15 protein-coding genes are annotated in these 15,766 nt (G+C 68.5%); 9 read left to right on the forward strand and 6 right to left on the reverse strand.

Features of this window, described 5'->3' with window-relative positions:
• Window positions 1–138 precede the first annotated feature (138 nt).
• Window positions 139–1,269, reverse strand: coding sequence for an amidohydrolase family protein (locus BG418_RS09825; RefSeq protein ID WP_317453584.1), 1,131 nt, complete (start codon window positions 1,267–1,269; stop codon window positions 139–141).
• Window positions 1,270–1,720: 451 nt separating this feature from the next.
• Here BG418_RS09825 and BG418_RS09830 point away from each other — a divergent pair, with 451 nt between their 5' ends.
• From BG418_RS09830 to BG418_RS09840, 3 genes are all read left to right on the forward strand, one after another.
• On the forward strand, window positions 1,721–2,059 hold the full coding sequence (locus tag BG418_RS09830) for a DoxX family protein (RefSeq protein WP_188273370.1): 339 nt from the start codon (window positions 1,721–1,723) through the stop codon (window positions 2,057–2,059).
• Between the two features lie 210 nt (window positions 2,060–2,269).
• Window positions 2,270–3,319: a serine protease gene (locus tag BG418_RS09835; protein WP_223184618.1), complete on the forward strand. Its 1,050-nt coding sequence runs from the start codon at window positions 2,270–2,272 to the stop codon at window positions 3,317–3,319.
• Window positions 3,320–3,555: 236 nt separating this feature from the next.
• Complete coding sequence (locus tag BG418_RS09840) at window positions 3,556–3,969, forward strand: hypothetical protein (RefSeq protein ID WP_188273371.1); 414 nt, start codon at window positions 3,556–3,558, stop codon at window positions 3,967–3,969.
• 564 nt (window positions 3,970–4,533) lie between these two features.
• Here the strand turns inward: BG418_RS09840 and BG418_RS09845 are convergent.
• Window positions 4,534–4,992 carry an Lrp/AsnC family transcriptional regulator gene (locus tag BG418_RS09845; protein ID WP_188273372.1) on the reverse strand — a complete coding sequence of 153 codons (459 nt, stop codon included), beginning with the start codon at window positions 4,990–4,992 and terminating at the stop codon, window positions 4,534–4,536.
• 98 nt (window positions 4,993–5,090) lie between these two features.
• Here BG418_RS09845 and BG418_RS09850 point away from each other — a divergent pair, with 98 nt between their 5' ends.
• On the forward strand, window positions 5,091–6,047 hold the full coding sequence (locus BG418_RS09850) for an SMP-30/gluconolactonase/LRE family protein (protein WP_188273373.1): 957 nt from the start codon (window positions 5,091–5,093) through the stop codon (window positions 6,045–6,047).
• A 226-nt stretch (window positions 6,048–6,273) separates the two neighbouring features.
• Here the strand turns inward: BG418_RS09850 and BG418_RS09855 are convergent, their stop codons facing one another.
• Complete coding sequence (locus tag BG418_RS09855; protein ID WP_188273374.1) at window positions 6,274–6,717, reverse strand: transglycosylase SLT domain-containing protein; 444 nt, start codon at window positions 6,715–6,717, stop codon at window positions 6,274–6,276.
• 714 nt (window positions 6,718–7,431) lie between these two features.
• Between BG418_RS09855 and BG418_RS09860 the strand changes: the two genes are divergently transcribed.
• The 4 genes from BG418_RS09860 (at window position 7,432) to BG418_RS09875 (ending at window position 11,045) form a co-directional block, all read left to right on the forward strand.
• Window positions 7,432–7,980 carry a DUF1062 domain-containing protein gene (locus tag BG418_RS09860; protein WP_188273375.1) on the forward strand — a complete coding sequence of 183 codons (549 nt, stop codon included), beginning with the start codon at window positions 7,432–7,434 and terminating at the stop codon, window positions 7,978–7,980.
• A gap of 76 nt (window positions 7,981–8,056) precedes the next feature.
• Complete coding sequence (locus BG418_RS09865) at window positions 8,057–8,302, forward strand: hypothetical protein (RefSeq protein WP_188273376.1); 246 nt, start codon at window positions 8,057–8,059, stop codon at window positions 8,300–8,302.
• 251 nt (window positions 8,303–8,553) lie between these two features.
• A complete protein-coding gene (locus BG418_RS09870) occupies window positions 8,554–10,002 on the forward strand; it encodes a phenylacetate--CoA ligase family protein (protein WP_223184620.1) in 1,449 nt (482 codons plus the stop codon).
• Window positions 9,999–11,045, forward strand: a complete 1,047-nt coding sequence (locus tag BG418_RS09875; protein ID WP_188273378.1) for a hypothetical protein — start codon at window positions 9,999–10,001, stop codon at window positions 11,043–11,045. Before BG418_RS09870 ends, BG418_RS09875 begins: the two co-directional genes overlap by 4 nt.
• Before the next feature lie 34 nt (window positions 11,046–11,079).
• On the opposite strand, the gene BG418_RS09880 is transcribed toward BG418_RS09875, so the two are convergent.
• Together BG418_RS09880 and BG418_RS09885 are read right to left on the reverse strand one after the other, a co-directional pair.
• A complete protein-coding gene (locus BG418_RS09880) occupies window positions 11,080–12,216 on the reverse strand; it encodes an alpha/beta fold hydrolase (RefSeq protein WP_188273379.1) in 1,137 nt (378 codons plus the stop codon).
• 307 nt (window positions 12,217–12,523) lie between these two features.
• A complete protein-coding gene (locus BG418_RS09885) occupies window positions 12,524–13,564 on the reverse strand; it encodes a VWA domain-containing protein (protein WP_188273380.1) in 1,041 nt (346 codons plus the stop codon).
• Between the two features lie 191 nt (window positions 13,565–13,755).
• Between BG418_RS09885 and BG418_RS09890 the strand changes: the two genes are divergently transcribed.
• Window positions 13,756–14,553 (forward strand): VOC family protein, encoded by a 798-nt coding sequence (locus BG418_RS09890; protein WP_188273710.1) that lies wholly within the window; start codon window positions 13,756–13,758, stop codon window positions 14,551–14,553.
• Window positions 14,554–14,644: 91 nt separating this feature from the next.
• On the opposite strand, the gene BG418_RS09895 is transcribed toward BG418_RS09890, so the two are convergent.
• The gene (locus BG418_RS09895; RefSeq protein WP_188273381.1) at window positions 14,645–15,757 is read right to left on the reverse strand and encodes an ABC transporter substrate-binding protein; all 1,113 of its coding nucleotides are present in this window, start codon (window positions 15,755–15,757) and stop codon (window positions 14,645–14,647) included.
• Window positions 15,758–15,766 lie beyond the last annotated feature (9 nt).

Genomic DNA, 15,766 nt, shown 5'->3' on the forward strand with positions numbered 1-15,766 from the left:
CCTTACGGCTGCCCAGCTGGTGTGGAGAGTGCGACGGGTGCGGGACGGTCTTGGCGGACCGTCCCGCGAACGTGTGCCCACGCCGCACGAAGTGGCGACGCACCGAGAAGTCGACGGCGGCGAGCGGCTCCCGACTTCTCAGAGAGCCCTGTCGACTCGATGGCCCGTGCACACCTTCGGCACGCTCTCCTTCACCCCGAGCAACCGGTAGTAGTTCGCCCCGAGGGCGATGTCGCGGAACGCCTCGTCGTTGAGCGCCTTGTTGATGCGGCTGGTGGCCTCAAGCTCCTGCTCATAGACCTGATAGTCCTTGTTCCGCGACGCCACGAAGTCGGTCCCGGGGATGGCTCTGGTGGGATACCGGTCGAGGAACGCGGCGTACTTCTCCCGGCCCCCTGGCTTGCTGAAGTAGTTGTCCTCCAGCACCCGCCAGCTGAGGTCCACCATGAGGTTGGGGTGCTCGTCGAGCAGCTTCTTCATGATCCCGATATGTCGATCGGAGTCCATCGTGGTCAGCTCCTTCGACAGCCCCATGTGCGCCCACACGACCTTGTTCCGCGGATAGAGCCTGAGCGTCTCCTCCATCAGGTGGAGGTACTTCGTCGGCTCCTTGTCGCTGCCGAGATCCGAGTGGATGGTGATCGGGATTCCACGGTCCCGCAGCACCTTCATCATCGGCGCCCAGTTCTTGATGTTCTCGGTCGTCGAGGGCTGATGACGGTTGGGGAACAACGCTTGCTTGACGAGGTTGACCTCGCCGGCCCACCGGAAGACTCCGGGAAACTCCTTGTCGTACAAGGCGATTCCGGACGGAATGGTCTCCGGGCGGTTCAGATCCATGAAGGTCATGGAGACGGTGAGTTCCGCGTCCTCGGACTTGTCCGCCACATAGTTCTCGGCGTTGACGAAGTCGTTCTTCATGCTCGGTACGACGGGAGTGCCGGGACAGTCCAGGTAGTACGTACAGCCGGAGCTCACCGGCAGCATCTGCCCGATGCCGAACATGCTCGCGTGCCGGACACCGCTCTTGTGCAGATAGCCGGTGAGTTCCTCGAAGGGGATCGCCTGGCCGCCGAACGGACGGAAGTGCAGATGGCTGTCGACCTGCGAGGTATACGGCTCTCTCGCCCGGTCGAAACAACCCGACTCCGCCACGGCCGAACCCGCCCCGGCGGGCGACGCTACGACCGCGACCGCCGTCAGCACAGCTCCGGCGATGCCGAGGCGCCTGGTGATGCGTAGTGTGTCGATGAGAACTCCCGTTGCCACATGCCCTGTTGAAAAGCCAAAGCCACGGCCGCCGGTTGACTCTCCGATCACCGGGCCCCCTGGACCGTGCCCACAGAGTGGACCGTGCAGCCCCACGCTCGATCACAACCACCCGATCGGGTCACCGGCAGGCGCCAGCCCTTCCCGTACGAACCGGTTGGCGGCAGTCCCCAAAGTCGCCCGACCTGCTCAATGAGAAGGCCGGTCTGGGGCTGACCGAGCGCGCAGAGCATCACGGCTGACTCGGCTGCTCTGCACGCAGCCCGGAGCTGGATGACGCCCCGGCGCCCCGGCCAGCTCCGTCCGGAGTCCGTCGACTTTTCAGGTTTCCGCCCTCGCGATGTCACACACCAGCGCTGCCGCGTGTCAGCGAGATGTGGGGGCGCGCAGCGATGCCGAGCCCCCTTCGCTCCGCAACATCCGCTGAACCAACACCGCACAGGAGTATCCGATGCCCATGACCTACGTCATCGTCGCCGTCCTCACCGCAGCCTGGGTCGGCTTCTCCGGTTTCTCCCTGCTGCGCCGGGCCGACTTCGTGACACAGCCGCTGGTCCAGTACGGCATACCGCGCACCTGGTGGACCCCGCTCGGCCTCGCCAAGGCAGCGGGCGCCACAGGCCTGCTGGTCGGTCTGGCGCTCCCCGCGGTCGGTATCGCGGCCGGAGTAGCCCTGGTGCTGTACTTCCTCGGCGCCGTCGTCGCCGTGCTGCGGGCACGCTCCTACGCGACCGTCGTCTTCCCCCTCCTCTACCTCGCGCCGGTCGTGGCCACCCTGAGCCTCGGCTGAGCCGCCTGACCCTCCACAGCAGGTCGAACTTCCCATAGCGTCGTGAAGTTCGGAGCGGCAACTTCTCCGGAGCGGCAACCCCGCGCCTGGTCGCACGTCGTACAGGGCAAGGGGGGTTCACCCCAGTCCCCACCGCATCAATCGGCCGCGGCCTGCTCGGGCAGGCTGCGCCGCCCCCCTCGTACGCGAAGCACCAAGAAAGGCGAAACGATGCCAGCCACACACCAGGTTTTCCCGGGCAGAATTGCCGCCGCGGCCGCCTTCCTGCTCAGTGCGGCCACGGCGGCGCTACTGCTGCCGACCACGGCCCTGGCCGCGGAGCCGGAGACCATCACCACGCATTCCGGCGCCACCACGCAACAAGAGCGCCAGCAGATCGACGCCTACTGGACCCCCGCACGTATGAAGCTGGCAGGTGCCCTGGTCCCCGAGGCCACCCCGCTGCCCGAGGACGACAACACGCCCGACGATCCGCAGCCGCTGCCCGCCGGTACGCCTGACCCGGGCGCCACTTGGCGGCACGGAGGCGCGGTGGACAAGAGCGTCGGACGGCTCTTCTTCACCTTCTCCGACGGCTACGACGGCAGCTGCACCGCGACGGTCGTCAACAGCGCGAACCGCAGCACCGTCGTCACCGCCGCGCACTGCCTGCGAAGTGTCGGGGCCCCCACCGCCGACGGCACCTGGAACCGCCACCTGTATTTCGTGCCCGGCTACCGCAACGGTACGAAGCCTCTCGGCGGCTTCAGTATCAAGTCCATGGTCACGTCCTCCCGTTGGAATACCGACCCGGCCAAGACGACATCGGAGGACATCGCAGTCGCTGGTCACGACGCGGCGTTCCTCGTCGCCAACCCCTCGGCCGAGGGACGGCGGATCGCGGACGTCACAGGAAGCCAGAACATCGCCTTCACCCAGCCGGTCCAGGACGAGTTCATCGACACCTTCGGCTACCCGAAGGGCAAACTCAACGACCCCACCGCCCCCTACGCCGGATCACGAATGATCCACTGCGCCGGACCCGCCCGGCCGGGCCCCAAAGCGCCCCTGCTGTGGGGCGAGCGCTGCGACATGTCCAGCGGAGCGAGCGGCGGCCCCCACTTCGCCCGGTTCAACCCCCGCAGCGGCATCGGCACCGTCGTCGGCGTCACCACGACCACCCACGAACTCGCAGGCGGCCCCGCACCCACCCTCTACGCCACACGCCTGGGTGACAGCGCCCACCGCCTCTACCGCTGGGCACAGACTCAAACACCCTGACCACAAGCGCCCGCCCCCTTGTGCGAACGCTTCCCTTCCGCCCAACTACCAAGCGGCGCAATCGAATTCATCCACACTGCCCAGCAGATGCCTTGTTCCACAACGGTGACATTGTCCAGGCAACGACCGTTGCGTCCAGGCTCTCTTCCCTTACGAACGTCCGCCGGACCGGTCGAGAGCCTGACCATTCTCAACCAGTCCGGCGGTGACCAGAGCGACCACAGGAGAGGGAAGCCATGATCATGCGTAATCGGCGTGCGGCACTGCGAGGGACGGTCGTCGGCACGGCGGCGGCCGCCACGATCGCCCTGGCGGCGGGGGGCGCCTGGGCGAAGTCGGACATCACGTTCACGGCCGGCCCGCACACCGCACGCCTCGGCTCGGCCATCCACCTCACCGGGCACGGCGGGGATGACAACTCCACCTACAACCGGTTCTGCGTGCAGCAGCGCTCGGGCTCCGGCGGGTGGGTGACCCTGCGGTGCTCGCACGGCGGCTACCACGGTGGCGGCAAACTGGACTTCACGGTGCGCGCGGCGCATCGAGGCCAGTGGCAGTACCGCGCCGTGCTCACCGAGGCATCCTCGCCGACGTCCAAGCACATCCGGGTACACCAGATCTCTCAGGTCAAGACGGTTCAGGTGCGCTGACCACCCGGCCACCCCGCCCGCATCACGCCGGAGAAGGTGGTGCGGGCGACCCCGCCGGGCGCGAGGCTCCTGGCGCTCTCGGGTCCCACGACGTCCATGCCCCCCTGCTCCCGAACCTCAGCCCCGCCCGGGCGTCTTGGGATAGGGGGCGGACAGGAAATCGGCGTCCTGGCGCACCAGACCGCGCGGCAGCCAGTACACCGCCTTATGCCGAGCAGCGCCATGGCCCGCGCGTACACGTGCCAGGCGTGGTAGCCGGAGAACCGGTTCATGGTGTGCACGCCGTTGTCGCCCGGCGCCCGGCGCGGGTCGTAGAGCGCGCCCTGCCCGAACTAGGCGAACGCGCCGACGAGACGGGGGGCGCGGCGCCGGTGGAACTGGTCGAAGACGCCGAGCTGCGCGCGCGACATCAGACGCAGCGGCTCGGCGACGGGTGCCGCCCAGTCTCGGAAGGTCCCCGGGTAGCCCGGCTGACGCTACCGGGCGAGCCCGGCGTCGAGGACCGAGCGTACGGTCGGGACCCTGCGGAGGGGAGGGCTCCGGCCCACCTACGTCACTTCTTGCTCAGGAGTCACCGAGGGAACCGATGAGCGGGTCGACCGGCCGCTCGAAGAACGTCTCCAGCACCACGGTCGCCTGGGTGCCGCTGACCCCGTCGATGGCGTAGAGGCGGCGCAGTACGTCCTGGAGTTGAACGGTGGTCGCGGTCCTCACCTTCACCAGCACGGAAGAACTGCCCGCGATGATGTGCGCCTCCAGGATCTCGGGGAGCGCGGCGAACGCCTCGGCCGAGTCCCCCATCCAGGAGGTCGAGTCCACCATCACGTACGCCAGGACTCCGCTACCCACCGCCGCCGGGTCGACGTCGGCGATCGTGCGGCGGATGACACCGCGCTCGCGCAGCTTGCGTACGCGCTCATGGGCGGCCCCGGCGGACAGGCCGACGGCCTCGCCCAGCGCGGCGTAGGACTGGGTGGCGTCCTGCTGAAGCTGCGCCAGCAGGGCCCGGTCAATGTGATCCACAACTCTCCATCCTGAACAACCTTGCAATGACCGTACCTCATCTTGCAATCTCTGCATCAAGCCGAAGATCATTCGGTTCCGATGATGGAGGGGGTCCGATGGCCGGCGAAAGCCCTGCGCTGTACGAGATGTTCGACGAGCGGTTCCGCAGCGGGCGGTGCATGAACGGTGACAGCGCCCTGGAGCTTCTGCACGCCGGCAGCCGCTGGGCGGAGGGGCCCCTCTATCTGCCCGCCTGGCGCCAGCTCGTCTGGAGTGACATCCCCAACGACCGGATGCTGCGCTGGGACGAGGAGAGCGGAGCGGTCGAGGTGTTCCGGCGCGCCGCCGGGCACACCAACGGCAACACCCTCGACCGCCAAGGCCGTCTCATCACGTGCGAGCAGGGCAACCGCCGGGTGACCCGGACGGAACACGACGGCACGATCACCGTCCTGGCCGACCGATGGCAGGGCAAGCGCCTGAACAGCCCCAACGACGCGACGGTGAAGTCCGACGGGTCCATCTGGTTCTCCGACCCCGACTTCGGCATCACCAGCGACTACGAGGGCCACCGCGCGGAGAGCGAGATCGGCGCCAACAACGTCTACCGCGTCGATCCCGACGACGGCGAGGTCCGCCTCGTCGCCGACTGCTTCGGAGCCCCCAACGGACTGGTCTTCTCCGCCGACGAGAGGCAGCTCTTCGTCTCCGACACCCGGGCGGGGTTTATCCGTGTCTTCGATGTACGCGAGGACGGCACGCTCTCGGACGGCGAGGTTTTCGCCGAAGCCGCGGGGCGGGAGAACGCACGCTTCGACAACCTCCGCTTCGACGACGGCGGCCGGCTCTGGGTGGCCGCGATGAACGACGGCGTGCACTGCTACGACCCCGACGGCACGCTGATCGGGCGGCTCGTCGTCCCCGAGACGGTCGCCAACATCTGCTGGGGCGGCGCCAAGCGCAACCGGCTCTTCATCGCCGCGCGGACCAGTCTCTACTCGGTCGTGATGGGCGTCACCGGCACCCACCCGACGGGCTCGGGCCGCAGGCCGGTGGCACTCACGGACGTGTGACGGGACCCCCGTGTCGGAGGGTTGCCGCACGCATCCGCACCGTCACCTGTACTTGCCGCGGATGCCCCAGAAGTCCTTGAGCAGCCCGTCGCTGTCGTGCGTACGTGCCCGTACGGATCGGCGCAACGGTGCCACGAAACCGGGCTGGCCAGTAGTGGAAACACAAGAGCGCCCGGCCGGGATGTCCCGGCCGAGCGCTCTCGTATACGTACTATCCGCTGGTGGCTCAGTACCAGTGGTGGGCCTGCCAGAAGTTCCACGCGCCGACGGGGCTGCCGTAGCGGGAGTTCATGTAGTCCAGGCCCCACTTGATCTGGGTGGCGGGGTTGGTCTTCCAGTCCGCACCGGCAGAGGCCATCTTCGAGGCCGGCAGAGCCTGGACCAGGCCGTAGGCGCCCGAGGAGGCGTTCGTGGCGGTGTGGTCCCAGCCGCTCTCGCGGGAAACGATGTTGTTGAAGGCCGCGAACTGCGCCGGGTCCTTGATCATCTGCTGGGCGATCGCCTTCTCGCTCTGCGGGGCCGCCTGGGCGGGAACCGTCGCGAGCAGGGAACCGGCGGCACCAAGGGCGACGACAGCACCAGCAAGAGTCTTCTTCGAAGCGGCGATGCGGCGGATGACGGAGTAGGACACGAACGGGCCTTTCGCAGGGGACGAGGACGGTCGCGGCATGCCGAAGGCATGCGTGAGCCACTCACGCGAGGGAGAGGGGTTCGTCTGCGGCGGGCGGAGTGCCCGTGCCGCTTGGCGACTCATCCAGTTCTACCGACGCACCGCCGGTCTGGCAACGACCCCTCCTACTAGGGGGTCTCGCAGCGGGGGCACACCGACCGCCGGTCGGCCAGCGAGGTATTTCTGCAGGTGAGAGGCGGTTTGAGTAGCGGGAATCCGGGTTGTCAGGGGCTACTAAACCCATACGTATGTGACGTGGGCCCTATGGGGCGAGTCACCCCCACACCGCCCAAATGTCACACGGAGTAGCACGTTGTTCTCTTTGGTGGTGAGGGTGAAACGACGGGATCGCTCTCGAATCGAAGGAGATGAGCGGACTGAATGTTGCTTTTCATGCCCACCGCAGTCGCTCTCAGTGACACGGAGCCCCTCAGTCCTGGCCGTCTCCACGTATGGAAGGGCGGCCGCGTGTCCAAGCCGGTGTATGGAGCGCACCCGCCGGGGCACTCGACGAGCGCACCCACGTCGCCGCGCGCGAAAACCAGTGGAACAGCGCCGCTGTGCGCCCTTACTGTGCTGCCGAGCCAAGTCGTCTAGGCAAGGACGTCCCTTGTACACCCTGTGAGACCTCCCGAGTGCTGATTGGTCGCGCGTCGCGCATATGCGCCGCGCTGCTTTTTGCTGCGGACTTCTCACTGAAACCGGTGTACTTCTGTGCTCAAAAACTGGGTGGTCATACCCACCTGCCTGCCGCTCGTCCTCCGCCGTTGCCATACCTGCGCGTCCGAGCGCTTCCGGGCGAACGGCAAGTTCCGTGTCAACGCACACCACAAGCTCCTCGACGCCTGGCTCCTCGTGCTCTGCACCTCGTGCGGGGACACCGCGAAGCTCTCCGTCCTGGAGCGGGTGAACGTGCGCTCCGTACGACCTGAGCTGCTGGACCGGCTGCACGACAACGACCTTGGCCTGACAGCCGAGTTGTTGCAGGACCCGGTCGTGCGGCGCCGTAATCGCATCGCCCTCGACTGGGCGGGCGCCTGGCGCCTCGACACCGGCGAACCGGATCACCTGGACCGCGAGGCGATCGACGTCTCGGTCCGCTTCGCGGCGCGGATCCCTGTCCGACCGGTGCGACTGATCGCTGAAGGCTTCGGTCTTTCACGGGCCGAGGTCGAGGGACTGATCACGGAGGGGAATCTCGTCTCGGCAGTCCGGCTGAGCTCCAAGCTCTCCGACGACTTCACCTTCACGCTCAAGCGCTGAGCCCTCCTCAGGACCAGGGCCCGTCCGGCACCAACCACCGGACGGGCCCTGGCCAACCGGCTCGGCGGAAGCGACAGTGGAGGCCGCGTTCGCACGCCGCCCGGGAACCCTCGTGGTCATCGCCCACCGCATCAGCTCGGCCCGCCGCGCCGAGCGCATCCTCGTACTCGACGGCGACAAGGCCCAGTTGGGCACGCACGATCAACTGGTGCGCACGTCCGCCCTCTACGCGAACCTCGTCGGCCACTGGGGCCCTGACGGAACCAAAAGTTCAACTCGGCGTCAATGCAAGGGTGTTGAAAGAGCTGGAGAGCTCTATTGACAGGCGTAACCAGGCATCCAAGACTTCCCGCAGTCGCGGATCCCCCGCGCCGTCGAACTCACGGAGGAACAGATGGTGAAGGTTTTCGGGCGCTACGCCCGCTACGCGATCAGCACGATGACCGCCGCTGTCTTCACGAGCGGCTGACATCCTGCACGGGTGATTGTCACTGACTGAACCCGAGCGGGTGGCCGGTACGTCACCGGCCACCCGTGCGATGCGCAGAGAGGCCGACGCGTGTGTTCGGAACCATGATCCGGCAGATCCGGTACGGCGCACAGATGCTGCGCGGCGGGCGGCTGAACGTGAGCGGTCTGCAGGCCACCGTCGCCGATCTGCGGGCGACCATCGAGGAGTTCGGCGAGCCGGGTGAGGAAGCCGCCGTGATGCTGCCGGGCGGCACGGAGCCGGATCCGGAGATCCAGCGGACGATGGCCGACCGAAGACTGAAACTGACGGTACGGCACGCCGCCGCTCACGTTCCGTACTACCGCCACCTTTTCGCCGAGCTGGGTCTCGACCCCCGTGACATCTCCCTAGACACGCTCGCGCTCCTCCCGCCGACGCCGAAATCGGCGCTGCGCGCCGCGTCGTCGGCCTTCGTCTCCGAGCGCTCCGAGCCGGTGCTGCTGGCCCAGACCACGGGGACGACCGGCACCCCGACGAGTGTGTGGTTCTCGCAGTACGAACTCGAACTCGCCGCCGCCCTGTCGGCCATGTCGTTCCTGATGGGCTCCGCCCTGCGCAGCAGGCACATCGTGCTGAGCACGATCAGCTCCCGGGCGACCCTGGCCAAACTCAACGTCCAGCGCGCGCTGGCGATGGTCGGCGCAGGGTTCATCGCCATGGGGACGGTGGACCCCGCGATCATCATCGACCGGCTCGCCACCCCCATGCGGCTGCCGGGCAAGGAACCCCAGGTCACTCATCTGATCGTGACCGCCTCAGGCCTCGGCGGCCTCGTACAGATCGCGGAACGCGACGGCTGGGACCCCGCCGACTTCGGTCTGCGGCAGATCCTCGTCGGGGGCGAGGTGCTCAGCAACCCGCTGCGCCGCCGCGCCGAGGAGGTGTTCGGGGCGCAGGTCACCGACACGTACTCGATGACCGAGACGATGCCGACCGCGGGGCTGGCCTGCGAGGAAGGGCACCTCCACCTCGCGGCCGAACAGGCCCACATCGAGGTGCTCGACCCGGTGACCCACACCCCGGCCGGGGCCGGCGAGGCCGGCACCCTGGTCGTGACGCCGTACACGCAGTACCGCGACACCACTCTCCTGCTGCGCTACGACACGGGCGATCTCGTCCGCCGCCTGCCGGGCACCGAGCTCCCCACCTGCTCCTTGCGCGGTATGCCGGCCACCTCGCGGATCCTCGGCCGGCACAGCAGCGGCCCCCCGCAGCTGACCCCTCGTGCCGTGCTCGACCGTCTCCAGGCCGAACGGGAGCTTCCGCTGCCGACCCGGTACGCGGTGTCGGGGAACCCGGACGGCCCCCGGCTGTACGTGGTCGCCGACCACCCGTCGGCGGCTTTGCTGGCCCGGATCGAGGAACGCCTCGACGATCTCCCGCTGAGCGGCGTCGTCCTGGTGGAGGATCCCGCCGAACTTCCCGAACCGTGCCGGGTCAGGGCCGACCTGCGCGAGCACAGTTTCGAGCTTCCGTCCCCGCGCCGCCACCCGGTACGGAGTGCTCCATGAGCAAGCTCGCCCAGGCCCTCACCCTGCTGGCCGCACTGGCAGCCGTCATCTCACTCGCCGCGCTGTACCTGCAACGCGTCCGCATGCCGCGCCCCCCGGTCGGCCGCTTCGTCCGCTCGGACATCGCGGTGATGACCGTCACCCTGGTATCGATGCCACTGGTCTACCTGCACCTGCCGCGGGTCCTGGTGGCCTGTGCGTTCGGAGCGGTCTTCCTGGGAGCGTGTTCACTGGCCCTCACCCCGGTCATGGGCGGACGGCGCAGCGCGGCCGTGACGCTGGCCCTCGGTGCGTTCATCCTCACCGCCCATCTGGCGGGATGGGTGCCCGCGCGGATCGCCGCGGGTGATCTGCTGCTGGCTCTCGCGGTGATCGCGGTCAGCAACCTGTGGGCCCAGACCGGCATGACCGCCGGCCAGGTCGCGGCCCTGGCCGCTCTCCTGGCACCGTACGACCTGCTGGCCACCGGGCTGACCTCGGTCACCGAGCACCTCGTGCACCACTTCGCGGGCATGCCGCTCGGCCCGATGCTCGCCGTCAACAACGGCACCTCGCCCATCGGGGCGGGGCTCGGTGACTGCCTGATGCTGGCGCTGTGGCCGCTCGTCGCCGCCAAGGCCTTCGGGCGAGCGGCCGGCTGGTACGGCGCGATCATCGGACTGTCCGTGGTGTCCGTGGTGCTCGCGGGAGCCGTCGGAGGCTGGGTCCACGGCGGTGTACCGCTCCTCACCGGGCTCGGCCCGTGCATCGTCGCGCAGTACGCCTACTGGCGAACTCGCCGGGGACCCGAGCGCCGGACCGTCGACTGGCGCGGCACTGGCGCCATGGAGCCGCCCGCCGACCCGTTCCAAGGCCAGGACGCGGCCGTCGCCCTGGCGATCGCCGACCGGCACCCCGACGGTGGATGGCTGGCCGTGAGCGACGGCCGTGTCGTCGGCCACGCCCCGTCCCCCGGCGGCGCACGCCGCTCGGCCCGCGAAGCGGGGCATACCGCGGTACCGGTGGTCGTCGCCGTGCGCCCACCCGGCGCGGCATCAGGTTGAACTACTGCATCCGGGGAGGCCCGGTGGCCGGTGATTACGGGACTCGGGTCAGCACACCCTGCTCGTCCATGGTGTAGACGCCCATGCCCACCCCGCCGAAGATCTGGTTTTTGAGCCACCGCTTCGACAGCTTGTGCAGATTGGTGTGCTGGCGTTCCCACGGCATGCTGTGGCCGGCACAGGCCACCTTGATCAGCATCTTGCCGGAGCCGGGGATGGCTTCGTACAGCGCGGGGACGGAGAACGTCAGCAGGGGGTCGGAGTTGGTCGAATTCGCCGTCAGGTCATGCTCCCCGTACACGATGCACACCTGCGGGCCTGATCCGCTCCCCAGGAGGCTCGAACCCACGGTGGTGTTGTTCCAGCCCCACCAAAGTGCGTTCCTGAAGCGGTTGACGCCTTCCGGGTAGGCGGGCGGGTTTCCCCAGGTGCGGCCGATCGGGTCGTTGTCCATGAGCGCGTCCCACACCACGTCGACCATGGCGGATTCGCGCTGGCCGTCGCACAACGTCTCCTTGTCCCAGGTGTCCACCAAGCCCTTCCTCGTGAGCAGGTTCGTGGGGAAGCCGGGTGCGGGCAGCGTGGTGGGCGGGTCGGTCCTGCCCGCGGGCGGAAAAATGGGCGCCAGCAGGAAAAGGTCCCGCACCACGTCGGAGTGCTTCGCCGCGTACGGCCCCATCGTGAACGCCGCCGCGGACCAGCCGATGAACGAGATACCGGCTTCGACACCGCGCAGTTGGAGGATGTACTCGACGACGGTATTGAGCTCGTCCCAGTCGCTCTGCGCGTTGTTCAGCTGGAACGGGTAGCTCGGGGTGCGCTTGCCGGCCAGCGGGTTGGGTTTGAGGAGCGACTCGTGCAGGGCGGGGTTGACGTTGCACGGGTCTTCCATCCTGGGGCGCGGCGACCTGCCGGAACCCTGGAGATCCATCACGAACACGTCATAACCGGCCTCGGCCAGCGCATCGGCCCAGCCATACGTCTTGTACTGGAGATCGAACCCGGCCAGCGCCGGAATACTCCTGCCGTGCAACATGAGCACGGCCCTGCGGCTGCCGGCCCCCAACGGCGTGCCATTGCGCTCCCGCACGAACAGCTCGACGTACTGGCCCTTGTTCGCGGGCACGGTCGAGATGTGCGGCACCGCATGGTCGATGAGGGTGATGGTCATGCCGTGCGCCTTCCGTCGGCCTCGATCCGGGACCCAAGCCCCGACCATGCCAGCATCGAAAAGATGCCCGCCCCCCGCCACCGCACGACCCCGAGCCTGCCCCATTGGGTGGGTCATGCGGTGTCCGACGGAAGTCGAAGCCGCGCCAGAAGGGCCCGTGCGGCGGTCAGTGCGCCTTCCTGTTGCACACGACCTGCCCGCCGCGTGGCCACGTACCGAAACCCGTGGTCGGGTACGTCTCCGGCGCCGTCAGCGCGACTTCGATACTGCGCGCCTCACCCCGATTGCACCAGGGGCTTACGAGCCGTCAGATCATCAGCAGGAGTCGTGTGTGTGCCACGAGCTTCCGGTTCACGCTGGTGCTCTGCACGAAAATCGTGAAGTCGTCGTTGTGGTCCGGCTTCACGCGGGCTTCCGCGTCCGGCAGGCCGAGCAGGGCTCGGGCCTCCGGCCCCGTGTACACCCGGTCCGTCTTCTTCTCCAGCACAGCGATCTGCTTGCGCGCCTGGATCTTCTCCGACTTGCTCAGTTGGTAGAACGCGCAACCCGTACGGTACGTGTGCCCGCACTCGATGACCCAGTCACGTATCGCCGCGTCCCGCGCCACCGGGATCAGTTGGTATTGGGACGGATCCACCGGAGTGAGACCGGCGGCCTCGATGGTGTCCTTGTTGACCGCCTCGGCACCCGTGGAGAACACCGCCCGCGATCCCCGGATGCCCTGGGCGCGGCCCACCATGAAGTTCTCGGTGGCCTGCTGGATGACCTGCCCGGCCTCCTCCAGACCCCGGGTGCTGGTGGCGTCCCAGATGGCGATGTTGTCCTTGGGGAAACCGCACTGCATGGCCTCGCGCTTGCCCATCTGGTCCGGCACCAGGACGGCCAGCGTCCAGTTGTCCTGCTGGGTCTCGATCATCTCGGCGACGGCCTTCACCAGTGCGCGCGGATCCCTGCTCGGGGCGTCCGGGCTGCGATGGCTCGCGTTCTCCTGCCCGTCGGTCAGCACGAACGTCAGGAAGCTGTGGTCACCGTACAGTTGAGCCGTCTGCGCCAGCTCCCGCTGCGACTTCAGCGCGGCCGCCAGCAGAGCCGTCATCCCACCGACCCGGTACAACTGCTTCAAGGACGGCATCCGCAGCACGTCCTTGTCGTAGATGACGCACTCCACCTTGTCCGCGAAGACGTACACCGTTACGCGGGTCTCCTGCTCCAACTCCCTGGACCGGCGGGCGAGATAGGCGATCTGCTGGTCGGCGACTTCGACGACCTTGCTGCTCAGGTGCGACATCGACGAGCTGGCATCCAGCACGAGAGCGACGTGGTTGATGTAGTTCTGGCTTCCGGACATGACAGGTCCCCCCTCTTTCCGACCGACTTGATACTTCGATCCTCCCACCCACCACTGACAATCGATCTTGACGACCGACATCCCCGCCGGGCTGCCATCGTTCACCCGTTCGGCTCGGTTGGCGGCCCGCGAACCGGGTACAGAACGCCCCGTCCCACCCCGCGCAACCCCCGGAGGCACCCGTGCCCGACATGAGCGGCCCCTACAAACCCGGCACCCCCTGCTGGATCGACCTGATGGTCCCCGACCAGCAGGCCGCCCTCGACTTCTACTGCGACCTCTTCGGCTGGCAGGGCGAGATCGGCCCGCCGGAGACCGGCGGCTACTCGGTGTGCGAGCTCAAGGGCAAGCCCGTCGCCGGGATCATGAAGGCGATGAACCCGGACGGCACCCTGCCCGACCCGATGCCGCCGACCGTGTGGACAACGTACCTGGCCACCGACTCCGTCGACGCCACCCTCAAAGCCGTCACCGACGCCGGCGGCTCGGTCATGATGGGCGCGCAGGACGTCATGGACCTCGGCCGGATGGCCGTCATCACCGACCCGACCGGCGCGGTCGTCGGTCTGTGGCAGGCCGGCACCTTCGACGGCGCGGGCATCGTCAACGAGCACGGCGCGCTCATCTGGAACGAGCTGAACACCGGCGACACCAGCGCGGCCGCCGACTTCTACGGGTCCGTCCTCCCGCTCGAAGCCGCGCCCACACAGATGCCCGGCGCCGAGGGGTACATCGAGTTCAAGGTCGACGGGCGCTCGATCGGCGGGATGATGGACCTCGCCGCCCTCCCGCCGGGCGTGCCGCCGCACTGGATGCCGTACTTCTGCGTGGACGACGTCGACAGCATCCAGGCCGCCGCCGTGCATGCGGGCGGATCGGTCCGCGCCCCGGCGTTCGACATGGCCGCGGGCCGCATGGCCGTCCTCGCGGACCCACAGGGCGGCGGCTTCGCCGTAATCAAGGCCCACGCGCCGGAACAACCCGCGTAACCCCGCAGACCCGGCTGCCGGACTCGTCCCCGCCGCCGTCCCGGAGCGTACGGCCCCGGGACGGCGGCGGCTGCCGCGCCTCCGTGCTCTCTCAGCCGACGTGAAGGATCCGCAGGCGATCGAGGTCCGCCGGATCTCGGTCAACTACCTGGACGGGTGCCCACGCCCATTGCCACACGCTGATGCCCGGCGTGCGGGAGAAGCGGATCGGCCCCCGGGTGCCTTCGACCGCGACGCGCGGCCAGGACTCGGCGATGCGCGCCCGGTCGACGCCCTGGGAACGCAGTACATCGGCGAGAACGGTGATCGTGTCGTAGCCCTCGAAGGCGACGAACGAGGGTGCTTGGGCCAGCCGCTCGCGCAGGGCCGTCTCGACGCGTACGCCGAGTGGGCCAAGGCGCTGGGGCAGATAGCGCAGGAAGGGGATCGCGGCGCCGTCGTCGCCCAGCAGCGCCGTCCATTCGGCGAACTCCGGCTGCCCGGCCGGAGCACCGATCAGGATCTCCGCGAGGCGCTGGTCGCCGCGGACGGCCTGGACGATCGGTACGGCTGGCTCCGGGTGGCCGACCAGAAGGAGGAGGGCTGTGGCGCGTTGGTCAACTAGTGCGTCGCACACGGCCGTTGGGGTGAGCGCGCGCATGTCGAGGTCGATGACGGTGCCGCCGCGTGGAGCGAGGTGGTCCCGCAGTATGCGGGTCCCGGATGCCCAGTAGACACTCGGATCGGCTGCCACGGCGATGCGGCGGTGGCCCGCGCCGAGGAGGAAGTCCGCGTAGATCTGCCAGCCGTGGGACTGTGCCGGGGCGAGGCGCGCGACCCATTGGGTCGGCTGTTCGGTGAGCGCGTCGAGAACCGCCGACGAGCAGAGGAACGGCAGGCCGAGTGCGTCGGCCCTGGCGGCGGCCGCGCGGGCGACGACGCTGTGGTACTCCCCCGCTATGGCGGCCACGCCCAGGCGGGCCAGTTCGTCCACGGCCGCCGCGGCCCTCACTGGATCAGCCGCGGTGTCCCGGACCACCAACTCAAGCGGTCTTCCGCCGATCCCGCCGGTGTCATTGACATCGCCGACGGCCAGCTCAAGTCCGGCGAGCAGGTGTCGGCCCGCCTCGACCCAGCCGGGCCGAGTCAGCGGAACGAGAGCGCCGATCCGGACCGATGATCCGTCAGGCCACTCCGCTCCAGGTGGCGATGGCAGCGTATGCATACGGTGGCG

This window comes from Streptomyces sp. CBMA152, from assembly GCF_014596475.1.
GTDB lineage: Bacteria > Actinomycetota > Actinomycetes > Streptomycetales > Streptomycetaceae > Streptomyces.

Coding starts and splice junctions, on each gene's coding strand:
- BG418_RS09850 (WP_188273373.1), top strand. CDS start 5,091: ATGGCCGGCGAAAGCCCTGCGCTGTACGAGATGTTCGACGAGCGGTTC.
- BG418_RS09895 (WP_188273381.1), bottom strand. CDS start 15,757: ATGCATACGCTGCCATCGCCACCTGGAGCGGAGTGGCCTGACGGATCA.
- BG418_RS09875 (WP_188273378.1), top strand. CDS start 9,999: ATGAGCAAGCTCGCCCAGGCCCTCACCCTGCTGGCCGCACTGGCAGCC.
- BG418_RS09880 (WP_188273379.1), bottom strand. CDS start 12,216: ATGACCATCACCCTCATCGACCATGCGGTGCCGCACATCTCGACCGTG.
- BG418_RS09835 (WP_223184618.1), top strand. CDS start 2,270: ATGCCAGCCACACACCAGGTTTTCCCGGGCAGAATTGCCGCCGCGGCC.
- BG418_RS09885 (WP_188273380.1), bottom strand. CDS start 13,564: ATGTCCGGAAGCCAGAACTACATCAACCACGTCGCTCTCGTGCTGGAT.
- BG418_RS09840 (WP_188273371.1), top strand. CDS start 3,556: ATGATCATGCGTAATCGGCGTGCGGCACTGCGAGGGACGGTCGTCGGC.
- BG418_RS09870 (WP_223184620.1), top strand. CDS start 8,554: ATGATCCGGCAGATCCGGTACGGCGCACAGATGCTGCGCGGCGGGCGG.
- BG418_RS09830 (WP_188273370.1), top strand. CDS start 1,721: ATGCCCATGACCTACGTCATCGTCGCCGTCCTCACCGCAGCCTGGGTC.
- BG418_RS09855 (WP_188273374.1), bottom strand. CDS start 6,717: ATGCCGCGACCGTCCTCGTCCCCTGCGAAAGGCCCGTTCGTGTCCTAC.
- BG418_RS09890 (WP_188273710.1), top strand. CDS start 13,756: ATGAGCGGCCCCTACAAACCCGGCACCCCCTGCTGGATCGACCTGATG.